Annotated in this window: 20 protein-coding genes; 7 read left to right on the forward strand and 13 right to left on the reverse strand. The window is 57.9% G+C overall.

Features of this window, described 5'->3' with window-relative positions; genetic code table 11:
* Positions 1 to 67: 67 nt before the first annotated feature.
* From recJ to katE, 4 genes are all read right to left on the reverse strand, one after another.
* Positions 68 to 1,786, reverse strand: a complete 1,719-nt coding sequence (gene recJ / locus DT594_RS14985; protein WP_149333440.1) for a single-stranded-DNA-specific exonuclease RecJ — start codon at positions 1,784 to 1,786, stop codon at positions 68 to 70.
* A 7-nt stretch (positions 1,787 to 1,793) separates the two neighbouring features.
* A complete protein-coding gene (locus tag DT594_RS14990; RefSeq protein ID WP_149333442.1) occupies positions 1,794 to 2,333 on the reverse strand; it encodes a YaeQ family protein in 540 nt (179 codons plus the stop codon).
* Positions 2,334 to 2,390: 57 nt separating this feature from the next.
* A complete protein-coding gene (locus DT594_RS14995; protein WP_096348055.1) occupies positions 2,391 to 2,882 on the reverse strand; it encodes an MgtC/SapB family protein in 492 nt (163 codons plus the stop codon).
* Positions 2,883 to 3,029: 147 nt separating this feature from the next.
* Positions 3,030 to 5,207 (reverse strand): catalase HPII, encoded by a 2,178-nt coding sequence (gene katE, locus DT594_RS15000; RefSeq protein WP_149333444.1) that lies wholly within the window; start codon positions 5,205 to 5,207, stop codon positions 3,030 to 3,032.
* Positions 5,208 to 5,439: 232 nt separating this feature from the next.
* Between katE and DT594_RS15005 the strand changes: the two genes are divergently transcribed.
* From DT594_RS15005 to DT594_RS15015, 3 genes are all read left to right on the forward strand, one after another.
* Entirely contained in the window at positions 5,440 to 5,814 is a 375-nt protein-coding gene (locus tag DT594_RS15005; protein WP_149333446.1) for a Rho termination factor N-terminal domain-containing protein, read from the forward strand.
* A gap of 27 nt (positions 5,815 to 5,841) precedes the next feature.
* Complete coding sequence (locus DT594_RS15010) at positions 5,842 to 6,159, forward strand: hypothetical protein (RefSeq protein WP_149333448.1); 318 nt, start codon at positions 5,842 to 5,844, stop codon at positions 6,157 to 6,159.
* Positions 6,160 to 6,269: 110 nt separating this feature from the next.
* On the forward strand, positions 6,270 to 7,463 hold the full coding sequence (locus DT594_RS15015) for a CaiB/BaiF CoA transferase family protein (protein WP_149333449.1): 1,194 nt from the start codon (positions 6,270 to 6,272) through the stop codon (positions 7,461 to 7,463).
* 427 nt (positions 7,464 to 7,890) lie between these two features.
* On the opposite strand, the gene DT594_RS15020 is transcribed toward DT594_RS15015, so the two are convergent.
* The 6 genes from DT594_RS15020 to DT594_RS15045 all read right to left on the reverse strand — a co-directional run bounded on the left by DT594_RS15020 (position 7,891) and on the right by DT594_RS15045 (position 15,608).
* Positions 7,891 to 9,096: a pyridoxal phosphate-dependent aminotransferase gene (locus DT594_RS15020; protein ID WP_149333451.1), complete on the reverse strand. Its 1,206-nt coding sequence runs from the start codon at positions 9,094 to 9,096 to the stop codon at positions 7,891 to 7,893.
* A gap of 12 nt (positions 9,097 to 9,108) precedes the next feature.
* Entirely contained in the window at positions 9,109 to 10,518 is a 1,410-nt protein-coding gene (locus tag DT594_RS15025; RefSeq protein ID WP_149333453.1) for an amidase, read from the reverse strand.
* 91 nt (positions 10,519 to 10,609) lie between these two features.
* Positions 10,610 to 11,551, reverse strand: a complete 942-nt coding sequence (locus tag DT594_RS15030) for a D-2-hydroxyacid dehydrogenase (RefSeq protein ID WP_149333455.1) — start codon at positions 11,549 to 11,551, stop codon at positions 10,610 to 10,612.
* Positions 11,548 to 12,804 carry an aspartate aminotransferase family protein gene (locus DT594_RS15035; RefSeq protein WP_149333456.1) on the reverse strand — a complete coding sequence of 419 codons (1,257 nt, stop codon included), beginning with the start codon at positions 12,802 to 12,804 and terminating at the stop codon, positions 11,548 to 11,550. The genes DT594_RS15030 and DT594_RS15035 overlap by 4 nt, the downstream gene beginning before the upstream one ends.
* Positions 12,805 to 12,998: 194 nt before the next feature.
* The gene (locus tag DT594_RS15040) at positions 12,999 to 14,144 is read right to left on the reverse strand and encodes an isocitrate/isopropylmalate dehydrogenase family protein (protein WP_149333458.1); all 1,146 of its coding nucleotides are present in this window, start codon (positions 14,142 to 14,144) and stop codon (positions 12,999 to 13,001) included.
* 3 nt (positions 14,145 to 14,147) lie between these two features.
* On the reverse strand, positions 14,148 to 15,608 hold the full coding sequence (locus tag DT594_RS15045) for an NAD-dependent succinate-semialdehyde dehydrogenase (RefSeq protein WP_149333460.1): 1,461 nt from the start codon (positions 15,606 to 15,608) through the stop codon (positions 14,148 to 14,150).
* Between the two features lie 228 nt (positions 15,609 to 15,836).
* On the opposite strand from DT594_RS15045, the gene DT594_RS18970 reads away from it, so the two are divergent.
* The 3 genes from DT594_RS18970 (at position 15,837) to DT594_RS15055 (ending at position 17,984) form a co-directional block, all read left to right on the forward strand.
* Positions 15,837 to 15,980: a hypothetical protein gene (locus tag DT594_RS18970; RefSeq protein WP_174958744.1), complete on the forward strand. Its 144-nt coding sequence runs from the start codon at positions 15,837 to 15,839 to the stop codon at positions 15,978 to 15,980.
* Between the two features lie 180 nt (positions 15,981 to 16,160).
* Entirely contained in the window at positions 16,161 to 16,877 is a 717-nt protein-coding gene (locus DT594_RS15050) for a YebC/PmpR family DNA-binding transcriptional regulator (RefSeq protein ID WP_149333462.1), read from the forward strand.
* Positions 16,878 to 16,910: 33 nt separating this feature from the next.
* Entirely contained in the window at positions 16,911 to 17,984 is a 1,074-nt protein-coding gene (locus DT594_RS15055; RefSeq protein ID WP_149333464.1) for an endonuclease/exonuclease/phosphatase family protein, read from the forward strand.
* Here DT594_RS15055 and DT594_RS15060 read toward each other — a convergent pair.
* Both DT594_RS15060 and DT594_RS15065 read right to left on the reverse strand, forming a co-directional pair.
* Complete coding sequence (locus tag DT594_RS15060) at positions 17,981 to 18,664, reverse strand: glutathione S-transferase family protein (protein ID WP_246164654.1); 684 nt, start codon at positions 18,662 to 18,664, stop codon at positions 17,981 to 17,983. The two genes, DT594_RS15055 and DT594_RS15060, sit on opposite strands and share 4 nt — an antisense overlap.
* Before the next feature lie 90 nt (positions 18,665 to 18,754).
* Positions 18,755 to 19,474, reverse strand: coding sequence for an extensin-like domain-containing protein (locus DT594_RS15065; RefSeq protein ID WP_149333465.1), 720 nt, complete (start codon positions 19,472 to 19,474; stop codon positions 18,755 to 18,757).
* Positions 19,475 to 19,676: 202 nt separating this feature from the next.
* Between DT594_RS15065 and DT594_RS15070 the strand changes: the two genes are divergently transcribed.
* Entirely contained in the window at positions 19,677 to 20,117 is a 441-nt protein-coding gene (locus tag DT594_RS15070; protein ID WP_149333467.1) for a DoxX family protein, read from the forward strand.
* Positions 20,118 to 20,152: 35 nt separating this feature from the next.
* On the opposite strand, the gene DT594_RS15075 is transcribed toward DT594_RS15070, so the two are convergent.
* Entirely contained in the window at positions 20,153 to 21,034 is an 882-nt protein-coding gene (locus tag DT594_RS15075; protein ID WP_149333469.1) for a LysR substrate-binding domain-containing protein, read from the reverse strand.
* Positions 21,035 to 21,085: the final 51 nt, after the last annotated feature.

Below are 21,085 nucleotides of genomic sequence, written 5' to 3' on the forward strand. Positions count from 1 at the left end.
GTCGATGGTGCCATATCAATTGCCGGGACAACAGGTCGAGATGCGCTGCCGCTAGCTTTAGAGCGGTCTATTGCGCCTGCAAATGTTTGACCATCAGTTGCAGCGTCTGGCGGCCGCGAAACTCGTTGATGTCCAAGGTATAAGCAAGCAATACCCGCTCTACGGTCGGATTGGGCCAGACTTTTGGATCGATATTAAACGCAATGGCATCCAGCACATCCGGGCTACCGGGCAATTGCAGGACCATTTTCAGATGCCGCTCACCGACCAGCCGTTGCTGGATCAGATGGAACTCGCCATGGAATCCCGGCTCGGGAAAATGCTGGCCCCAAGGCCCGGCTTCACGCAGTTGGCCGGCCAGTTCCAGATTGAATTCGGACTGTACCAACTCGCCATCCGAGAGCAGCCGCCCGGTCAGATCATCAGCATTCAACTGGCGCCGGACTTCAACATCGAAGGCCGCCTTGAAAGCCTCGAAATGCGTAGCGGGCAAAGACAGTCCCGCAGCCATGGCATGGCCACCGAACTTGCTAATCAAGCCCGGCTGCCGCGCCGCGACCGCGTCCAGCGCATCGCGTATATGCAGGCCCACCACCGAGCGCGCAGAGCCTTTGATGTCGCCATTGCCTGCGTCGGCAAAGGCGATCACCGGGCGGTGGTATTTGTCCTTGAGACGCGAGGCAAGAATACCGATTACCCCCTGATGCCATTCGGCGTCGAACAGGCACAGGCCAAAGGGTAGATCGCCCTCCTGCATGTCCATCGCCGCCAGAGTGGCCAACGCCTGCTGCTGCATGTCGCGTTCGATGGATTTGCGGTCGCGATTCAGGCTGTCCAGCTCGCGGGCAATATCACGCGCCAGATCTTCGTTGTCGGTCAGCAGGCATTCAATGCCCAGACTCATGTCATCCAGGCGCCCGGCCGCATTCAACCGCGGCCCCACGATAAAGCCCAGATCGGTCGACACCAGCCGTTGGGCCGGCCGACCAGCCACTTCCAGCAAGGCGCGAATGCCTGGACGGCAGCGCCCCGCGCGAATGCGCGCCAGGCCCTGATGAACAAAAATGCGATTATTGGCGTCCAGCGGCACAACGTCCGCGACGGTACCCAGTGCTACCAGATCCAACAACTCTCCCAGATTGGGCTCTGGGCGCTGCGCGGTAAACCAGCCTTTTTCGCGTAACGCCGCGCGCAGCGCCAGCATCACGTAAAAAATCACCCCAACGCCCGCGACCGCCTTGCTCGGGAACTGGCAGCCGGGCTGGCTTGGATTGACGATGGCGTCGGCGGCTGGCAACTGGTTGGCGGGCAGGTGGTGATCGGTTACTACCACCTTGAGGCCAGCGGCCTTGGCAGCGGCCACGCCTTCGATGCTGGAAATACCGTTATCGACGGTGACCAGGACCTGGGGAGCGCGGGTCAGCGCCACTTCGACAATTTCCGGGGTCAGGCCATAGCCATATTCAAATCGGTTGGGTACCAGATAATCAACAGCAGCGGCGCCCAGCGCGCGCAGCGCCAGCACCGCAACACTACTGGCGGTAGCTCCATCGCAATCGAAATCACCCACGACCAGAATGGATTCGCGCTTTTCCAGGGCTTCAATCAGTACCGCGACGGCTTCGGGCATGCCCTTGAACAGCTCGAACGGCAGCAGCGCCTGCAGCCGCTTGTCCAGCTCAGCCGCGGAGCTGACTCCGCGCGCGGCATACAGACGGGTCAACAGCGGCGGCACATCGCCCAGCGCGGGCAATGTGGACGGGACGGGACGGGATTCAATACGCATCAGCAGCTCAGCGCTCGCCCATCAGCCACTCCAGCGGCAACTCTTGCTGCACGTCGGCGTCGCTGACATAGATCACCCCATCAGTAATCATCACTCCCCAGTCGATGCTGCGCGGCAATGCCTCGGCCAGCGCGTCCAGGGGTTCCTGCGGCAGTGCCGCGATGTGCAGATTTTTCAACCCGGCGACCGCCGGCAACACCCGGCTGGCCCAGACCCGGGTATTGCCGTAGGCCAGTAACGAGACGCGTTCGGCGCGGCGCGAACACCAGATCAGCCGGTCAGAATCCGGCTGGCCGACTTCGATCCAGTGCTCGATGCGGTCATCCAGGCTCTTGTGCCACAGTGCAGGTTCATCTACATCTGATAGCCCGCGACCAAACGCCAGACGCTCCTGATACCACAAAGCGTAGGCCAGCACGCGGCTGATCATGCGTTGCCCTGTCTCCGAGGGGTGACGGGCGACGGTCATGCGCAGACTCTCATAGATACTGCGGTCGGTATCAGTGAGATTCAGATGGACTTTGTAGGGTGTTGCTTGCTGAGCCATGGGTGTTGTCCTGATACTGAATGGCCGCAGTGTAACGCAAAAAGCCCTGGTTAACGGTCAGCTCTTGCTGCGCTTCTTGTCTCTTTCGAGCACTAGCGGCACCACATGTAAAATGAACAGCGAGAGAATTGTTGCCAACACGGCTGTCGCCTCGTGGCCTAATCCTACCGAAACGCCCATGGCCGCGGTGAGCCAGATACCAGCGGCTGTCGTCAGCCCCTTAACCTCGGTAAGGTTGTCGCTTTTGAGAATGGTACCAGCACAGAGGAAGCCTACGCCTGCCACTACGCCCTGAATCACCCGACTCATGGCATCGTCCATGGCACCGGCCTGATCCGGCGACATGACAAAAAGCGCCGCCCCCAACGAAACCAGCATATGGGTACGAATACCGGCTGCATGACCTTGGCTTTCGCGCTCATAGCCCAAAAGCCCGCCGAGAAATGCCGCGAGCACAAGCCGAAGCGTGACTCGGGTGGCTTGCTCTATATCGGACAAATCGGAAAATTCGCTAGTGAGGGTAGCGAGTATCACCTCCCATGTGGACATACCGCTGCTCCAGGTCGATTATTATTCTGTTGCGATCAAACGGAGCATAAAAGGTTTTACGTACAGGTCAATGGCGAATAAAAAAACACCCGTTGATCCGAAGATCAACGGGTGAAAGGGGAGAGAAATAAAGCATAAGTAACCAGATCAGGCGGGAATAGCCTTGGCCTTTTCTTCTCGAGCCCATACCCGGTGATCGGCAATGGCGGCAAAGAAGCCCTTGGTGACGGCTCCTGCGTCTGCGCCCTTGAGCAGGCCTTCATCCGGCTGTAAAGACAGCTTGTCTGCCAGATCGGCCGCTTTGCCGCACAGGGCTATGGCTTTCAGGTGCTTATAAGCCTCGAGCAGATAATGCAGCGCTACGCCATTACCCTCAAACGCCTTGAGCATGGCCTCATCACCTGGCACAAATACGGCATCGAAAGCAATTGAAGGCAACCCTTCCATAGAGCCATCGGGCTCCAACATATTGCCTTCAGCGGTTTTGACCGGCGCTGCAGAAGGTGCGATCAATTTCGCCATGGCACCCTCTTGCTTCAGCGCCGCGTTCATTGCATCAACGTCAGCACCCTTGACCCCAGGCGCAATCAGAATCGCAACCTTGCGTGACTTGATATTGCCCGCAAGCAAGTTCATCTGACTCAAGGCCGGGGACTGCTTGACGCTTGCTTTCGTATCAGGCGCTTTGGCGTCCGGAGATTTTCCGTCAGCGGCTTTCACATCCGGCTTCACTGGCGCCGAAGGCGGTTTAACGCCAATATTGGCCGCCACCTCCGTAGCCAACTGCATATCGATATTGGCCAGAATCTCGTTCACCTCACGCTCGCGAATGAACATGCGGTCAACTTTGCCCAATTCGAAACTATACGCAGCGATAATATGCGCCTTCTCTGGAGCGCTCATGCTGTTCCAGAACAGAGTCGCCTGGGAGAAATGATCACCAAAGGATTCGCTACGTTTGCGAATCTTGGTTGCAGAGATCGCTTCCGGATAGCTTTCGAAACCACCACCGCTCGGACCCGGAGGCGTCTCCTTCGGCCAGCCACCGTCTATGGAGTTGGGCTCGTAGGACGCTCGACCCTTATTGATCGTTTGCCGATGCAGCGCATCGCGCTGGTTATTGTGGAACGGGCACACTGGGCGGTTGATCGGCAGCTCGTTAAAGTTGGGACCACCCAAACGCAACAGCTGGGTATCGGTATAGGAAAACAGTCGACCCTGCAGCAGCGGATCATTGCTGAAATCGATCCCCGGCACGATATGGCCGATATGGAAAGCTGCCTGCTCGGTTTCGGCAAAATAGTTGTCCGGGTTGCGGTTCAGCGTCATCTTGCCGACGATCTTCACCGGCACCAGCTCTTCTGGAACAAGCTTGGTCGGGTCGAGCAGATCGAAATCGAATTTGTGCTCGTCCTCTTCCGGGATCACCTGTAAGCCCAGTTCCCATTCCGGATAATCGCCGTTCTCGATGTCTTCCCACAGGTTTTTGCGATTGAAGTCCGGGTCCTTGCCCGCTAGCTTCTGCGCCTCGTCCCATACCAGTGAAAACACCCCAGAAACGGGACGCCAATGGAATTTGACGAATACCGATTTACCCTCGGCATTGATCATGCGAAAGGTATGTACGCCGAACCCTTGCATCGCGCGGTATTGCACAGGAATGGCGCGGTCCGACATGGTCCAGAGCACCATATGCGCAGACTCGGGCGTCAGAGAGACGAAGTCCCAGAAGGTGTCGTGCGCCGATTGACCAGTGGGGATTTCGTTATGCGGCTCAGGTTTCACCGCATGCACGAAGTCCGGAAACTTGATCGCGTCCTGAATGAAGAACACCGGCATATTGTTGCCGACCAGATCGAAGTTGCCTTCATCGGTATAGAGCTTGACCGCAAAGCCGCGTACATCGCGCACGGTGTCCGCAGAACCTCTGGGGCCCTGGACGGTGGAAAAGCGCACAAATACGGGTGTTTTCTTCGCCGGATCATTCAGAAAATCGGCCTTGGTCAGATCACTGAGTGGCTCATAAACCTGGAAATAGCCATGGGCCGCCGCGCCGCGGGCGTGCACTACCCGCTCGGGAATGCGCTCGTGGTCAAAATGCGTGATTTTCTCGCGCATGATGAAGTCTTCCAACAAAGACGGCCCGCGCTCGCCGGCTTTCAAGGTGTTTTGATTGTCGGCAATCCGGGTGCCGGTGTTGGTAGTCAGCGCTTCGCCGGTAGCATCCTCACGGGCGACCTCAAGCTGCTCGATTTTCTTGCTGTTGTTCTGGCGATCTGGCGCGTCAGTACCCGCCAATTCGCTCTGCTTCTGCTTGCTGGACATGTTGTATCTCCTCTGTGGGCCTGAATATGTGAGCGAGTCCCTGAGCAGATGGTTCTAACTATATTTTCGCTATCGCCACGCACAGGCGCAGAGCCACCGAGACCAAGCAGCCTATGGGCAGAGCACCAAATAAAGCTGAACCAGGAAGCTCAACGCGAGTCAGAGATAGAGGTCAGTCTCAAGTAGAGGCGGTAAGCGAAACAAACTGCTGACAACGACAGGTAGGTGCCCCATGCCACGTGGAAGCAAAGCTAAATATACCGAAAAGCAAAAAGACCAAGCCGAAAGCATAGAGCGAAGCTACGAACGCAAGGGCGTTCCGCAAAGTGAGGCTGAAGCACGAGCCTGGGCTACGGTGAACAAGCAGTCGGGCGGTGGCAATCGTTCAGGTGGTTCCGGTCAGGAGAAATCGAAGCAGGCCAAAGCGCAATCTCGCAGCAGTTCTGCCAAGCGCGCTGCCGCGAGCCGGCAAGGTATACCGCGCTCCGATTCGCTGGAGCGCGAAACCAAGGATGAGCTTATGAAAAAAGCCCGCTCACGCAATATTCCCGGACGGTCAACCATGCGCAAGCAAGAGTTGATCCAGGCCTTGAAAAAGGCCTCTTAAAATCCATTGAAAACAAGGTAAACAGTCATGTTGAAAGATTTAATGAACGTCTCAAAGAACCAGAATCTGACCTCGCGCGATCAGCTGTTATCGCTCGGCGGCGGTTTGTTGATGTTGCGCAAAGGCATTACCCGGCCAGGCGTCATCGGCGCGGTCAGCCTGGTATTGGGCGCTGCAGCCATTTACCGCGGCGCGAAAGCTTACCGCGCACATAAAAATGCGCAGCGCTTTAACGAGCCGCCGGTACTGACTAACCGTGCAACGCCCCAGACTATCGGCGGCGACACTCGCGAAAACTCGGCAATATTGAGCGAGCCGCGGGCAGCCAAAGACTATGTCGAGTAAGCCTCGCTCAGGTTGAATACAGGTCCTTCCCGCCCGTTAGCCACCCCAGCGCTACCGGGCGGCGGATCCAATGCAATAGACTAGGCGCACCATTTCCTGATGGAGCGCTCATGAGCAACAAACCCCTCTCTGGCCTGAAAGTCATTGAGCTCGGCACCCTTATTGCCGGGCCCTTCGCTGCCCGTATTTGCGCCGAATTCGGCGCCGAAGTAATCAAGATCGAGTCTCCCGATGGCGGTGACCCGCTGCGCAAGTGGCGCAAGCTGTATGAGGGCACATCACTTTGGTGGTTTGTGCAGGCGCGCAATAAACGCTCACTGACGCTGAACCTGAAACATCCGGACGGCCTGCGTATTCTCAAAGAGCTATTGGCAGACGCGGACATTCTGATCGAGAACTTTCGCCCCGGGACCCTGGAAAAACTCGGGCTGGGCTGGGACGTTCTGCATGAACTCAATCCCAAACTGATCATGGTGCGCTTGTCCGGTTTTGGTCAAACCGGCCCGCTGAAAAACCAGCCGGGGTTTGGCGCGGTGGGTGAGTCTGTCGGCGGCTTGCGCTATATCACCGGATTTGAGGACCGCCCGCCGGTGCGCACCGGCATCTCCATCGGTGATTCGATCGCCGCGCTATGGGGCGTGATTGGCGCGCTGATGGCGTTGCGGCACCGTGAAGTGGGTAATGGCCCTGGCCAGGTAGTCGACGTAGCGCTGTATGAGGCCGTCTTCGCAATGATGGAAAGCATGGTGCCGGAATTCGACGTAATGGGCTTCGTGCGTGAACGCAGTGGCAATATCATGCCGGGGATTACACCCTCCTCCATCCATACCTGTGCGGACGGAAAGGCGGTGCAAATTGGCGCCAATGGCGACGCCATCTTTCAACGGCTGATGCGCAGCATGGGGCATGAACAGCTGGCGGAAGACCCCGAGCTGGCTGACAACGCGGGTCGTGATGCCCGGCGTGATGAAATCTATGCGCTGATTGATGCCTGGACGGGAACAATGACTCAGGAGCAGGTGCTCGCCGCGCTCAGCCAGGCAGATGTACCTGCGAGCCGAATTTATTCGGTCGCCGACATGTTTACTGATCCGCAGTTTCTCGCACGGGATATGTTTGTCACCGGGCAATTACCCGATGGAAAGGAGTTCAAGATGCCCGGCATTGTGCCCAAACTGTCTGCTTCACCTGGTTCCACCGAGTGGACAGGGCCTGCGTTGGGAGAGCATACCGATGAGCTGCTGAAGCAACTGGGATATAACACCGAGGAACTGGCGCGCTTGCGGGCAGAGGGAGCAATCTGACACGGACGTCGAATAGCTGATTTCAGGTAAATGCGAGGATAGATAAGAAGTAGGAAGCGACGTGAATGTATTGGGCCAAAAAGCTTTACGCCCAACTTGTTTGGCGAGCAGGCTTGGCAAATAAAATTAAGCAGGTAACGTCGCGAAGCCACGACGTACCGCCCGTCTCATATATCGCCGGGCGGGCAATGCCCGCCAAGACAATAGCTTACCGGAAGCCGAGAAACGAAAGAATGGCTAGAACGATAACAACGGCACCAACTATATAAACGATATTGTTCATCAGGTTTCCTCCTGTGGATGAAATCACCGCATTCCTGTTACAAATTGCGGCCTCACTCGTAAGACAGCCTAATCTGCAAAAGATTAGATTTTATGTGTGAATTTATTAAAATAATCCGCACAAAAAAGTATATAGATCGAGCTATTACCCAAAATCCTGCTTCTCCATCCACGGAATAATTCGCTCAAACGCCCGCTCGATATTCCCCAGCGAAGTGGAATAGCTGAGGCGAATGGCATTGCTACAGCTGTTGCCGAAGGTCTCTCCCGGAATGGTGCACACGCCAGTTTCCTTGAGCAGGCGCAGCGCCACGTTAGTCCCGTTCACGCCTTCCGGCAGAGCGGGAAACAGATAGAAGGCCCCCTCCGGTTTATAACCGGTCAAATGCGGTGTCTGCTCGACCAACTCGACCAGCCGGTCGCGTCGCTTGGTGTATTCCACCAACATATTCTGAATAAAATCGTTGCTGCCGTGCAGCGCTGCCACGCCGGCCCACTGGCAAGGTGTATTGGCCACGGTAGTAGTGAACATGTGGTAACGCCGCAACCGCTTGATCGCCGCCTGACTGGCGATGATCCAGCCGATACGCATGCCGGCCATGCTGTAGGTCTTGGAGAAGCTGCTGACGACCATCAGGTTATCCATATCCGTGCCGCAGGATAATGCAGAAGGATATTCTTTACCGTCATAAATGAGGTGGTCATATACCTCGTCGCTGATCACCTGAATGCCGCGATAGGCGGCCTCCTGGAGGATCGCCTCGATGGTTTCCCGAGGGTACACGGTGCCCGTCGGATTACTTGGCGAGTTGAGCACAATGGCATGGGTATTGGGCTGGATGGCATCGATGACTTCCTGGGGATCGAGCTGGTGATTTTTCTCCGCGCGGGTAGTGATCTCGGTGATCTCGCCGCCGTTCATGCGGATCATCGGTGCATAAAGCATGAATGCCGGATCCGGCACAATAAAATGCCGCCCGGGCGCGGATACCGCAGTCAATGCCAGGTAGATCGCCTCGGTGGCGCCGGTGGTAATCATGATGTTGTCTGCGGTCAGTTTGCGCTGGGAGCGTCCGCTGTAATACACCGCCAGTGACTCCAGTAGCTCAGGCAAACCGGCATCCATGGTGTAGCCGGTCTGGCCAGCGCGCAACGCTTCAATAGTGGCGTTGACCACATTTTCCGGGGCAGGCAGATCAGGCTGGCCGATGGACAGGTGAATCACATCCTGCATGCTCGCCGCCATGTTGACCATCTTGCGGATGCCCGGCACCGGTATGGCCATCATCGCCGGGTTCCAGATCGGATCTTCCGATTCATACAGATCGATATCCAACGTGCTCAATGACATAAGTTACCCTCCTCAGGATGTGAACAGCGGCGGGCGGCGATCTGTGAGCGGGGCAGCCTGCTGGTAGGCATAGCCCGCCTGCAACACCAGCGCATCATTGAAACGGGCGCCGACCAATTGCAGGCTAATGGGCAAGCCGGCCTGATCAAAGCCGCAGGGCACCGAGAGGCCCGGCTGGCCGGTCATGTTGAAGGGGTAGGTAAAGGGCGTCCAGGTCGGCCAGCGCGTGCTGGGCCAATCCTCGGGCACCTCACGTCCGGTTTTGAATGCGGTAATCGGAATGCTCGGTGTCAGGAGCAGATCGTATTTCTGGTGGAAGTTGGCCATGCGCTCGCGCAGAGCCATGGACTCATTCACTGCACCCATATATTCAAGCATGCTCAGCCGCGCGGCTTTCTCCGAGACCTTGACCAGTTCGGGGTCCATCAGCGCACGTTTCTTAGGTCCTAGATCGCGCATGGCATTCGCTGCGCCGCCGTAAAACAGGTGACCAAACGCCGCCAGCGGATCGCTGAAACCTGGATCCACGCGCACCACTTCAGCGCCCAGACTTTCGAACAATCGGGCCGCCTCGGCGACCGCCGCATCCACTTCCGGATTGACGTCGACGTAACCCAGATTCGGGCTATAGGCAATCTTCAAGCCCTTGACGCCCTTCTTCAGATTGGCAAGATAATCGATGCCGCGCCGGGGTACGGCGTTGGTGTCGCGATGATCGGCTTCGGTCAGCACATTCATCATCAGCGCTGCATCTTCCACCGTCCAGGTCATCGGGCCAGCGTGTGCCAGCGTGCCGAAGGGGCTGGCGGGCCAATGGGGAATTTCACCAAAGGACGGTTTGAGGCCGACGATGCCGCAGAACGCAGCCGGAATGCGGATCGAGCCACCCGCATCGGTACCTAGCGCCAGCGGAGCCATGCCCAAGGCTACCGCCACACCGCTGCCGCCGCTGGAGCCGCCAGCGGTCTTGTCCGGATTCCAGGGGTTGTTGGTCACCCCGTTCACCGGGTTATCGGTCACGCCTTTCCAGCCCAGCTCGGGGGTAGTGGTTTTGCCGATGGGCACGTAGCCGTGGCGCGCCAGCGCAGCTGTCGCCGGCGCCGATTTATTCAGCGTGCTGGCTGGATCCACCGTATGCGAGCCGCGCAGCGTCGGCCACATCGGCGTGAGAAAAACATCCTTGACCGCCACCGGCACGCCGTCGACGCGCCCGTGGGCTTCGCCGCGCTGGTAGCGTTGCTCGGACTCAGCCGCAAGACTCAGCGTGGTATCACGATCAACCAGGCAGAAACCGTTAGTGTGGCTATCCAGCCGCTCAATCTGATCGAGCATGGCGCCGGCCACCTCGACTGGCGACAGGCGCTTGTCACGATAATGCTCGAGCAGTTCAACAGCGGTCATCTTGAGGATGTCTTGGGACATGGCTTTCTCCTGTCTTGCTATTGATGCCGAGCACTAGCTCGACAACCCCGACGGCCGTCGAACACGGCCGGCCAGCGACAAGGTGATGAAATTACTTCTTCACCTGATTGAATAGGGCCTGGCCTTGTTGCCAGCCCTTGAAGTTAGCGACGAACTGCTCGCCGAGCGCGGTTTGCCAACCGATAAAGTCACCCGCCATATGCGCGGACATCATCACGTTGGGTTGCTCCCACAACGGATGATCTTCGGGCACAGGTTCCTGCTCGAATACATCCAGTGCCGCACCTGCCAGGTGTCCACTCTGCAGCGCCGCCAGCAGGGCCTCGGTCTGGACGATGGGGCCCCGGCCGACATTGATCAAACGTGCACCTGACTTCATCGCGGCAAACGCGCGATCATCGAACAGACCCTGGGTGTCCTCGGTCAGCGGCGCGGTGATCACCACATAGTCAGCCACGCTGAGGCAGTCGAACAGGCAATCATTGCCCAACACCACATCAAAATTGACGTCTTCGCGGGCGCGCCGGGCAATACCGGTCACTTGCATGCCAACCGCCTTGAGCAAACGCGCCACCTCACCGCCAATCGATCCAGCGCCGACAATCAGTGCACGGCGCTGGTCGATCATTTCGGTGTCACGATGCTGCCAGCGATGCTCGCTCTGCAGCGCCAGATTACCCATGGTGTCCTTGGCAAACAGCAACACCGCACCGAGCACATACTCAGCAATACCTCGATCGAAGATGCCTTTGGCGTTGGTGATCGGAATATCGCTCTCGGCCAGCGCTGGAAACAGCAGTGCATCCACGCCAGCACTGGTAGCGTGGACCCATTTAATTTTCGGGTTGGCCGGCCAGCAGCGTTCGAGCAAACCGGTGCGAAAATCGGTTACCACCAGCACATCGGCGTGCGGCAGCGCTTCGCGCAGATCGGCCTCGGCACTGACGGTCTGCACTTCGACCTCCCCCGGCAGGCCATCCAACCCTGCGAGCTCGCTTTCGCCTGGCGCTACCAGCACCAATACTCGTGTCATGCTGCCACCTTCTGCAACGCCCGACTCAAGCGGGACATGGCATCGTTGATCTCCGCTTCATTGACCACCAGCGGCGGGAGAAAGCGCACTGTCTGCCCATCGATGCCGCACCGCAGTAGCAACAGGCCTTCGGCTTCACAGGCCGCGGTGATCTTCGCGGCCAGGTCCGGCAGCGGACGGGTGGGCGAGTCGGCTATCTCCATACCCAACATCAAGCCTTTGCCGCGGATGTCGGCGATCCAGGCGTAATCGCGCTGCACTGCCTGCAACTGCTCCAGCATCTGCTGACCGCGTACAGCGGCGTTCTCTACCAGTTTTTCCTGCTCGATCACGTCCAGGGTGGCCAGCGCGGCGGCGCACGCGACCGCATTCGCGCCATAAGTCCCGCCCTGGGAACCGGGCATGCCCTTGGCCATCAGCTCGGCCGAGGCGCCGATGGCCGACAGCGGAAAGCCGCTGGCCAGGCCCTTGGCGGTGATCACCACATCGGGTCGCACGCCAAAATGCTCCAGGCTCCAGAATTTTCCGGTACGCCCGTAGCCTGCCTGCACTTCATCGGCGATCAGCAAAATGCCATGCTTCTGGCAACGCTCGGCCAGCCCGCGCATAAAGGCAGCATTGGCCGGATAGTAGCCATACTCGCCCTGCACCGGCTCAATGAGCAGCGCAGCGGTATCGCTGGGTGCGGATTGGGTCTTGAGGATATGGTCAAGTTCGTTAAGACAGAATTCGGTGGTCTGCTCTTCGCTCCAGCCGTAACGCCAGGCATGAGGGAAAGGCGCCACCACGACGCCAGCCATCAATGGGTGAAAGCCAGTGCGTACCTTGGTGCCCGAGGTCGTCAGTGACGCTGCGCCCAAAGTCCGACCATGAAAGCCACCATTGAAGACGACAATATTGGCGCGGCCCGTCGCATGCCGAGCCAGACGCATGGCGGTTTCGACCGCTTCAGAACCGGAATTGCTGAAAGCGACTGAATCGAGGCCTTCGGGCATCCGCCCGGCCAACCGATCACTGAGTTGCAGCATCGGTTCGTGGCTGACGGTGGTGTATTGGGCGTGAATCACCTTGCCCGCCTGCTCCTGCGCGGCTGCGACCACTCGCGGATGACAGTGGCCAGTGCTGGTGACGCCGATGCCAGAGGTAAAATCCAGATAGGCCTTGCCCTCGACATCAAACAGCCAACTGCCTTTGCCATGATCCACACAGACACGACTGGCTTGCTTCAAAAGCGGAGATAGATGGTGGCTCATACAAGCAACTCCCATACTGTTGGGCGGGCTCTGCGTCCCGCAGGTGACTCGGCTGGAGGCAAGCTCCAGCGCGCTTTAGGGATATCAAGCTTCGCCAGCCTAACAACCGGCCGGCGCGCCCGAACATACAACGTTAGTCCAGAGGACCATCAAGCACTACGTACAGGTACCGACGCTAAAACTCTTCTACAACTTCATGCCTGATTCTGCATGTGCTCCAATATTCCCGCTGTTACCTCTCGGCAACTGCGCACCTGCCCTTCACTTGCCAGCAAATCCGCCGCAACCGCGTTACGCAGCCGCTCAGCGGAAGACGAATGACCCAGATAGGTCAGCATCATCGCCGCGGTCAACAGCATAGCTGCCGGATTGGCCTTGCCCTGGCCGGCGATATCCGGCGCACTGCCGTGGGTCGGCTCGAACAGCGCAGGCGACTCGCGGCTATCCGGATTGATGTTGCATGAGGGCGCCAGACCCAGGCCACCGGACAAGACCGCCGCCAGATCCGTCAGAATATCGCCATGCAAGTTGCTCGCCACCACTACGTCGAACTCCCACGGGCACTGGACGAACTTCATGCAGGCAGCATCTACCAACTCATGCCGCAGTCCTATTTCGGGAAATTCCTTGGCCACCTCGGCGAACACCTCGGTGTAAAGCTCACCCCAGGCCGGCTGGGCATTGCGCTTGGTGATCAGACACACCTGAGCCGGGGCCTGGCCTTTTTCGGAACAGTAAAAGGAGCGTTTCTCATCATGGTGTTCCAGGCGTAATCGCGCAGCCCGAAAGGCGTGGCGAATCAGCCGTTCGGTGCCCCGCCGGGTGAAGACTTCCAGCTGCGTTGCCACTTCATGGGGCGTACCCTGGCCCAGGCGCCCGCCCTGATTGACGTATTCGCCTTCGCTATTCTCGCGGATCACCAGCATGTCGATGTCGGCCGCGCGCGGGTCGGCCAGGTACCGTGGTGCACCCGGCAGCAATCGCGCCGGCCGTTCGCAGGCCCACAAATCCAGGCCTTTGCGAAAACGCAGCAGGGGTGCCAGCGAGATGCCGTCGGGTAGACAGTAGCGATCAGGCTCACTCAGCGGCCCCGGATCACCCAGGGCACCAAGCAACAGGGCGTCATATCGGCGCACCTGATCCATCGCATCATCCGGCATCATTTGTCCGTGCTGCTGATGCCAGGCTGTGCTCGGCCAATCCAGCACCTCCCAGCTCAGCGGCAGGTCATCCTGGTCGCGCAGGAAAGTCAGCACCCGCTCAGCCTCGGCCATGACTTCAACGCCGATCCCATCACCCGGCATCAACGCAATGTTCGCCTGCTTGTTAGGCTCGGCCATGGGTTATTCCGCTCCCATGCACAGGTATTTCAGCTCGGTGTATTCATCCAGCCCATGGCGCGAACCTTCCCGCCCCAGGCCCGAGGCCTTGACGCCACCAAACGGTGCCGTGGGGTTGGATACCGCACCCTCGTTGACGCCAATAATGCCGGCCTCCAACGCATCGGCTACGCGCCATACCCGGTGGATATCGCGGCTGTAAAAATACGCGGCCAGTCCGTAGGGGGTGTCGTTGGCGATCTTCAGCGCCTGCTCTTCCGTGTCGAACTTGATCACGGCAGCCAGCGGACCAAAAGTCTCATCCGCACAGACTTCCATATCGGCAGTGACGTCGGTGACCAGTACCGGCGTGACGTAATTGCCCTGTTTGCCGTCAGGTGCTGGCCCGGCTACATGACGAGCGCCCTTGTCGATCGCATCGTCGTAATGGCGCTTCACCTTTTCCACAGCGGCATGGTTGATCAACGCCGATTGGGTAACGCCCTCTTCAAAGCCATCGCCGACCTTGAGTTTGCCCATGGCTTCGGCCAAGCGTGAAATGAACTTGTCATGAATGCCGGATTGCACCAGGAAGCGGTTGGCGCAAACACAGGTCTGGCCGGTGTTGCGAAACTTGCAGATCATCGCGCCTTCAACTGCACGCTCCACGTCGGCGTCGTCAAATACAATGAAAGGCGCGTTGCCACCCAATTCCAGTGATACCTTCTGGATATGCTCGGCGCATTGGGCCATCAACTTGCTGCCGACCTCGGTCGAGCCAGTAAAGCTCATCTTGCGCACGATCGCACTGCCGGTAAGCGTCTCACCGATCATGCTCGACTTACCGGTGACTACGTTGAACACGCCGGCGGGAATACCCGCTTCGTCAGCCAGCTCGGCCAGCGCCAGCGCCGTATAAGGCGTCGCGTTAGCGGGTTTGACGATCATCGAGCAGCCCGCCGCCAGCGCAGCGCCAGCCTTGCGGGTAATCATCGCGGCCGGGAAATTCCAGGGCGTAATCGCGGCAGTTACACCAATCGGCTGACGGGTTACCACAATATGCTGCCCGGGTTTGGCGCCCGGAATGGTTTCGCCATAGACCCGGCGCGCCTCTTCGGCAAACCAGCGAATGAAGGAGGCGGCGTAATCCACCTCGCCCCGGGATTCCACCAACGGCTTACCCTGCTCCAGGGTCATCAGCGTAGCGATATCTTCCTTGTGTTCCAGCATCAGGTCATACCAGCGCATCAACAAGTCGGCGCGTTCCTGCGCCGTCTTCTTGCGCCAGACCTGAAAGCCTTGCTCCGCCGCGTCTATCGCGCCAAGAATTTCCTCTTCACTCAGCGAGGGGACAGTGCCGAATACCTTGCCGTCCGCGGGATTATCAACGTCTACGGTATTGCCGTTGCCAGCGTCGATCCACTGGCCATTGACATAACATTGCTGACGAAACAGACGCTGGGTTTTCAATCGAGACAGGGACATTCGTCCTCCTATTCGTTTGCATGAGCGGAAATTCCCATCATTTTCAAGGTAGGCGCCTTTGCCGTCCGATGCAAACAAGACTGAACAAGGCCCGATAGGTCGTGGATATCTTGCGACCATTGCATAGAAACTGACCCGGTTTTCACTGCTGAGTTCGTAATTCCACTACACTGCTTAAAGGCTGGCGTTAACTCCGACCACCTCCTCCCTTTTTCCAATGGAGCCTTCATGGCCAAACCCAATTACACCTTCGAGAAGCGTCAGCGCGAGCTGAAAAAAAGCAAGCAACAGGAAGAAAAACGCCAGGAAAAGCTTGCGCGCAAGGACTCCGGTGAACCCAGCGCACCAACAGATGAGGAAACCCCGTCATGAGTAAGGGAATGGATAGCAAGAAAGCCGCGAAGAAAAAGCCAGCGCTTAGTCTGCTGGAAAAGCGTGCGGTCAAGGCAGAGAAGGCCAAAGCGAAGAAATAGAACGTGGCTCTGTCCCGTTTCTGTGGGTAAAATCGGCGGCTTACGACAATTACCTTCCGACAATTAATGGGACGGCAACATGGGTCGCGCGTATCAAAACCGCAAAGAATCAATGGCCAAAACGGCTGACGCAAAAACCAAGGTGTACAGCAAGTACGCCCGTGAGATATACGTTACCGCCAAGTCCGGCGGCGTTGACCCGACTGGTAACCTGGCGCTGCGTGGCCTGATCGAACGGGCCAAGAAGGACCAGGTTCCCGGGCACGTGATCGACAAGGCCATCGATAAAGCCAAGGGTGGTGGTGGCGAAGATTTTTCCGTTGCCCGCTACGAAGGCTTCGGCCCTGGCAACTGCATCGTTATTGTCGATTGCCTGACCGACAACCCCAATCGCACCATTTCCGACGTGCGCAATTGTTTTACCAAAACCAAATGCAAGATGGGCACGCCCGGCAGCGTCAGCCACATGTTCGACCATTGTGCGATTTTGGCGTTCAAGGCTGACGACGAAGAGGCGGTGCTTGAAGCCTTGATGATGGCCGATGTCGATGTTACCGACATCGAGAACGAAGACGGCCAGATCACGGTATTTACGCCCAACAATGAATACTTCAAGGCCAAGCAAGCGCTGACTGACAGTTTTGGCGAGATCGATTTTATCGTTGACGAGATCCAGTTCCTGCCGCAAACCAGCACACCCATCGAAGGTGACGACGTAGCCCTGTTTGACAAATTTATCGACATGCTTAACGAGCTGGACGACGTGCAGAATATTTATCACAACGCCGAGCTCTGAACAGACGCGAATCGGGTTTCAGAAGGGGAATACATGATCTTTAGTGTGGTGCTCTTTGGCTTAAGCCTGCTCCTGCTGGCGGCCACCATACTGGGCAAGGTGCCGTTGCACGACTGGTGGGTACGGGCCTGCGAGTTTCCACGCGTTCAGATTCTCAGTCTCGCGCTGTTGTGCGCGGTACTGACAGCGTTCAGCAACGAAACCTGGCAACTCATTACCCTGGGAATCTGTCTGATAGTCATCCTGGTGCAGGGGTGCCACATCGTGCCCTGGACTCCGCTCTATCCTGTGCAGATGCAAAAGGCGGAACAGGATGACGGAGATCACTGCATTACCCTGCTGATCTCCAATGTGCTCACTCCCAACCACCAGTCAGAGTCGCTGATCAGCCAGATTCTGGAACATCAGCCCGATGTGATACTGACGCTGGAGTCCGATGACTGGTGGCAGGAAAAACTGGACGCGGCGCTGGAAGCGGACTGGCCAAACACCGTCAAGATCCCGCAGGACAATCTCTACGGCATGCATCTTTATTCGCGCCTGCCGCTGCATGATGTCAAGGTCAAACGGCTGATCCAGGATGATATTCCGTCAATTCACGGACGCTTTGAATTGAAGAACGGCAAGAAGATCCGCTTCCACGCTGTTCATCCACGGCCGCCCGCGCCGAACGAAAGCGAGTCAACGCTATGGCGCGACGCTGAGCTGCTCCTGGTCTCCAGGCAGATAGCGGAACACGATGGCCCTACCCTGCTTTTTGGCGACCTGAATGACGTCGCCTGGTCGCGCACAACGCGCATGTTCTGCAGGGTCAGCGGCATGCTCGACCTGCGGCGCGGCCGTGGCATGTTCAGTACCTTCAATGCCGACCACTGGTTTCTGCGCTGGCCGCTGGATCACATATTTACCAGTGAACATTTCACCCTGGGCGGGATGCAGCGTCTCAAGCACATTGGATCGGATCATTTCCCGATAATCGCTACCCTCTGTTACCGACCCTCCCGCGCGGACGAAAATGACCAACCCGAGCGTGAAGAGGGCGACAAGGAATATGCCCGGGAAACCATTCTCGAGGCAAAGGCCAACCCAGAAGAGCGCGACGACTAGCCGCGCAGATCGTCCAGCCAGGTGCCCACGCGGCCGGCGTCCTGTTCGTGCAGATCATCACGCCAGGATTCCTTCAGTGCCGCGTCATACCATTCGCGCATCGGCTCCAGCATCAGCAGGCGCGCCACATATTCCATCGCTGTAACGGATAGCTGCAGATTGTAGGTCTGCAGGCGAAAAGCCACCGGCGCGAAAAAAGCATCCACGGCTGTAAAGGTTGTACCCGCCAGATAATGCCCACCAAAACGGCTTATGCCTTCGCACCAGAGTTCATCCAGGCGAGTGAGTTCGGCTTGCAGAGCCGGGGTGACTTCATGCAGCTGAATACGCAAGCCGCAGTTCATCGTGCAGATATTGCGTAACTGAGTGAATCCCGAATGCATTTCCGCCGCGGCGCAGCGCGCCCATGTGCGCGCGGCCAGATCTTCCGGCCAGATGCCGGAATGGGTTTCAGCCAGATACTCGGCAATTGCCAGCGAATCCCATACACGGGTTTCGCCGTCTACCAGACAGGGCACTTTGCCGCTGGGAGAAAAAGCGCGAAAAGACGCCGCGGTATCTGCTCCGGCAAAGGGCATCAGGTGCTCGGTGAAGGGTATCCCCAGCTGGCGCATCAATACCCAGGGGCGCAGCGACCAGGAGGAGTAATTCTTGTTGGCGATATAGAGTTCAACTGTCAATCAGGGCTGCTCCAGAATGATCCTGCGCAGCACTATGCCGCTGGTATCGAGATTGTATATAGCCCCAGCGATAGAGAAGCGCAAGCGCGCCTAGCGGCAAAAACCGAAGCCATTGGCGTCGAGGTGGAAGTGGTTTTCATGCGGCTGATTGTAATCAGGCCCCAACACCGTACCGAAATAAGCGCAGGCAGAGTCATGTACGGCCTTCAGGAAGGTACTTTTTTCCGGAGCCTGGGTATTGTCCCAATCGCGCAGCACACTGACCTGGCCCCCGTCCTTCAAGCGGAACCCAGCCACATCAAAGGCATTGGCCGAAGCATGCTGACTGCGGCGGGCATTTTCACGGTTGTAGATATTGCGGCAGGCGAAACTGCCGAAATGATCAACTCTGCTGACCTCAGAATCCAGATGCTCCAAAGCCAGCGGCTGTAACTGCTGACGCTCGAACATGACCCAGGCCACCAACATCGGGCAGGTCACGGTAAAGGGCGAGTTGAAGTCGAGCCCGCTGCTTCGCACCCGCACAACATTGGTCAACGGGCAGCCTTGTACCGGGGTGTAGTCTTCCAGATCGAGATAATCTACCCAGCCTTCTGGTGCCTCCTCCAACACCGCGACACAGCTTTGCGGCGCCTGCTGCAATTGAGAGAGCTTCCAGCGGGTGACCTGGGTCATTTCGTCGGTGATCGACAAGGGGGCCCAGGGATTCCACTCTGGCGGCAGATACGTCCAAGGCTTATAAACCACCGCCGCCACGCCAAGCAGGATCACCAATACCCACTTCAGAAACCCTACTCTGGAAAAATTCAATCAAACCTCTACTTGACTAAGATAACCATGCAAATTGGAGCGACCTGGCTCGGGTCGGTTCAGCCGCTGGCTCCATGGATATATTGCGAAATAATAACTTATCGTATTTACTGATATTAATTTCCGTATTTTTGCGCTATTCAATTTAATTATCAGGACTATTATAGCTCCATCAGCACAACCCACCCTTTGGAGAATCAATATGAACCGCAGCTACATCACCCGCATTACCCAGACAAACGCCAGTTACGCCACGCTCGCGCTGCGCATCCCCGCCGGTATCATTTTTATCGCCCATGGCGCTCAGAAGCTGTTTGGCTGGTTCGGCGGTTATGGTCTGGAAGGCACCGGCCAGTGGATGGAGTCGATTGGTTTGGCACCTGGGTATCTTATGGCCCTTGGCGCGGGCGGGGCCGAGTTTCTCGGCGGACTGGCGTTGCTGCTGGGCTTATTAGTGCGCCCCGCCGCTGCGGTGCTGGCGCTAACCATGCTGGTGGCCATCGTCACTGTGCATCTGGCTAACGGCCTGTTCATGAGCAATAACGGCTACGAGTTCGCGTTGGCGCTGCTGGCCATTTCAGTATCGCTGCTGATCAGTGGTGCAGGTCGATTGTCCCTGGATCGCGTTATCAGCCTGCGCTGAGCTACCAGGCCCGGCGCATCCGCGTCGGGCATAGCTCACAGTGCTGCAAACGTCTGCACCACATAGCTGCGCAGGGCATCAATCAGCGGTCCACGGTTGCTGCCCTGCAACAGCATTATCTGGTAGCTTCCCAATGACGGCAGGCCGGCTTCAGCATCAACCATTTTCAACGGCTTTTGCACCAGACCTCGGGGGAAAGGCGCTATCGCAAGATCGGCCAGCATCGCCGCTCGCTGACCAGTGCAGTGTTCACTGACGTAAGCGACGCGATAGGTAATGCCGGCGCGATCAAGTGCCGCTAATGCCGCCTCCCGCCATACGCACCCCGATCCCGCCAGCGATAAAGGCAAGGGCCGGCGAGCCGAGGCATGACCACCTGCACATTCCGCCCATACCAGTTGCTCTGTATACACCACCTCGCCTCTGGGCACCTGGCTTCCGGAGGTGACCAGCGCCAGATCCAGCTCAGCACTATCCACCTGCGCGAACATATCGGCGCTGCGGCCTACCACCACATCTACCTGCACCCCCGGATAAGCGCGGGCGAAGCTGCTCAATACCGCTGGCAATATGCGCGTGCCTACATCATCAGAGGTTCCCAGCCGCACATAACCGGACAGCGCCGGACTGTAGAAGCGGCTCAGGGCTTCTTCGTTGAGGGCCAGCATGCGCCGGGCAAAGCCCAATAACATTTCGCCTTCCGCCGTGACGCTCGCGCGCTTTGGCTCTCGGAGCAACAGACTGTAGCCCAGCATCTCTTCCAACCGCTTGATCTGCATGCTGATGGCGGAGGGAGTGCGATGCACCTGGGCCGCTGCTCGCGTAAAGCTGCCGGTCTCGGCGATGGCGATAAAACTGCGCAATACATCCAGCTCAAGCAGAGGCAGTGCCGCGGGAGAGTTGGTAATGTTCGTCACGACAACCAGTTCAATAAAATTGAACTGGCATGTTATTTAAATTCGCTGGAT

The organism is Halopseudomonas laoshanensis (assembly GCF_008365385.1).
GTDB classification, from domain to species: domain Bacteria; phylum Pseudomonadota; class Gammaproteobacteria; order Pseudomonadales; family Pseudomonadaceae; genus Halopseudomonas; species Halopseudomonas laoshanensis.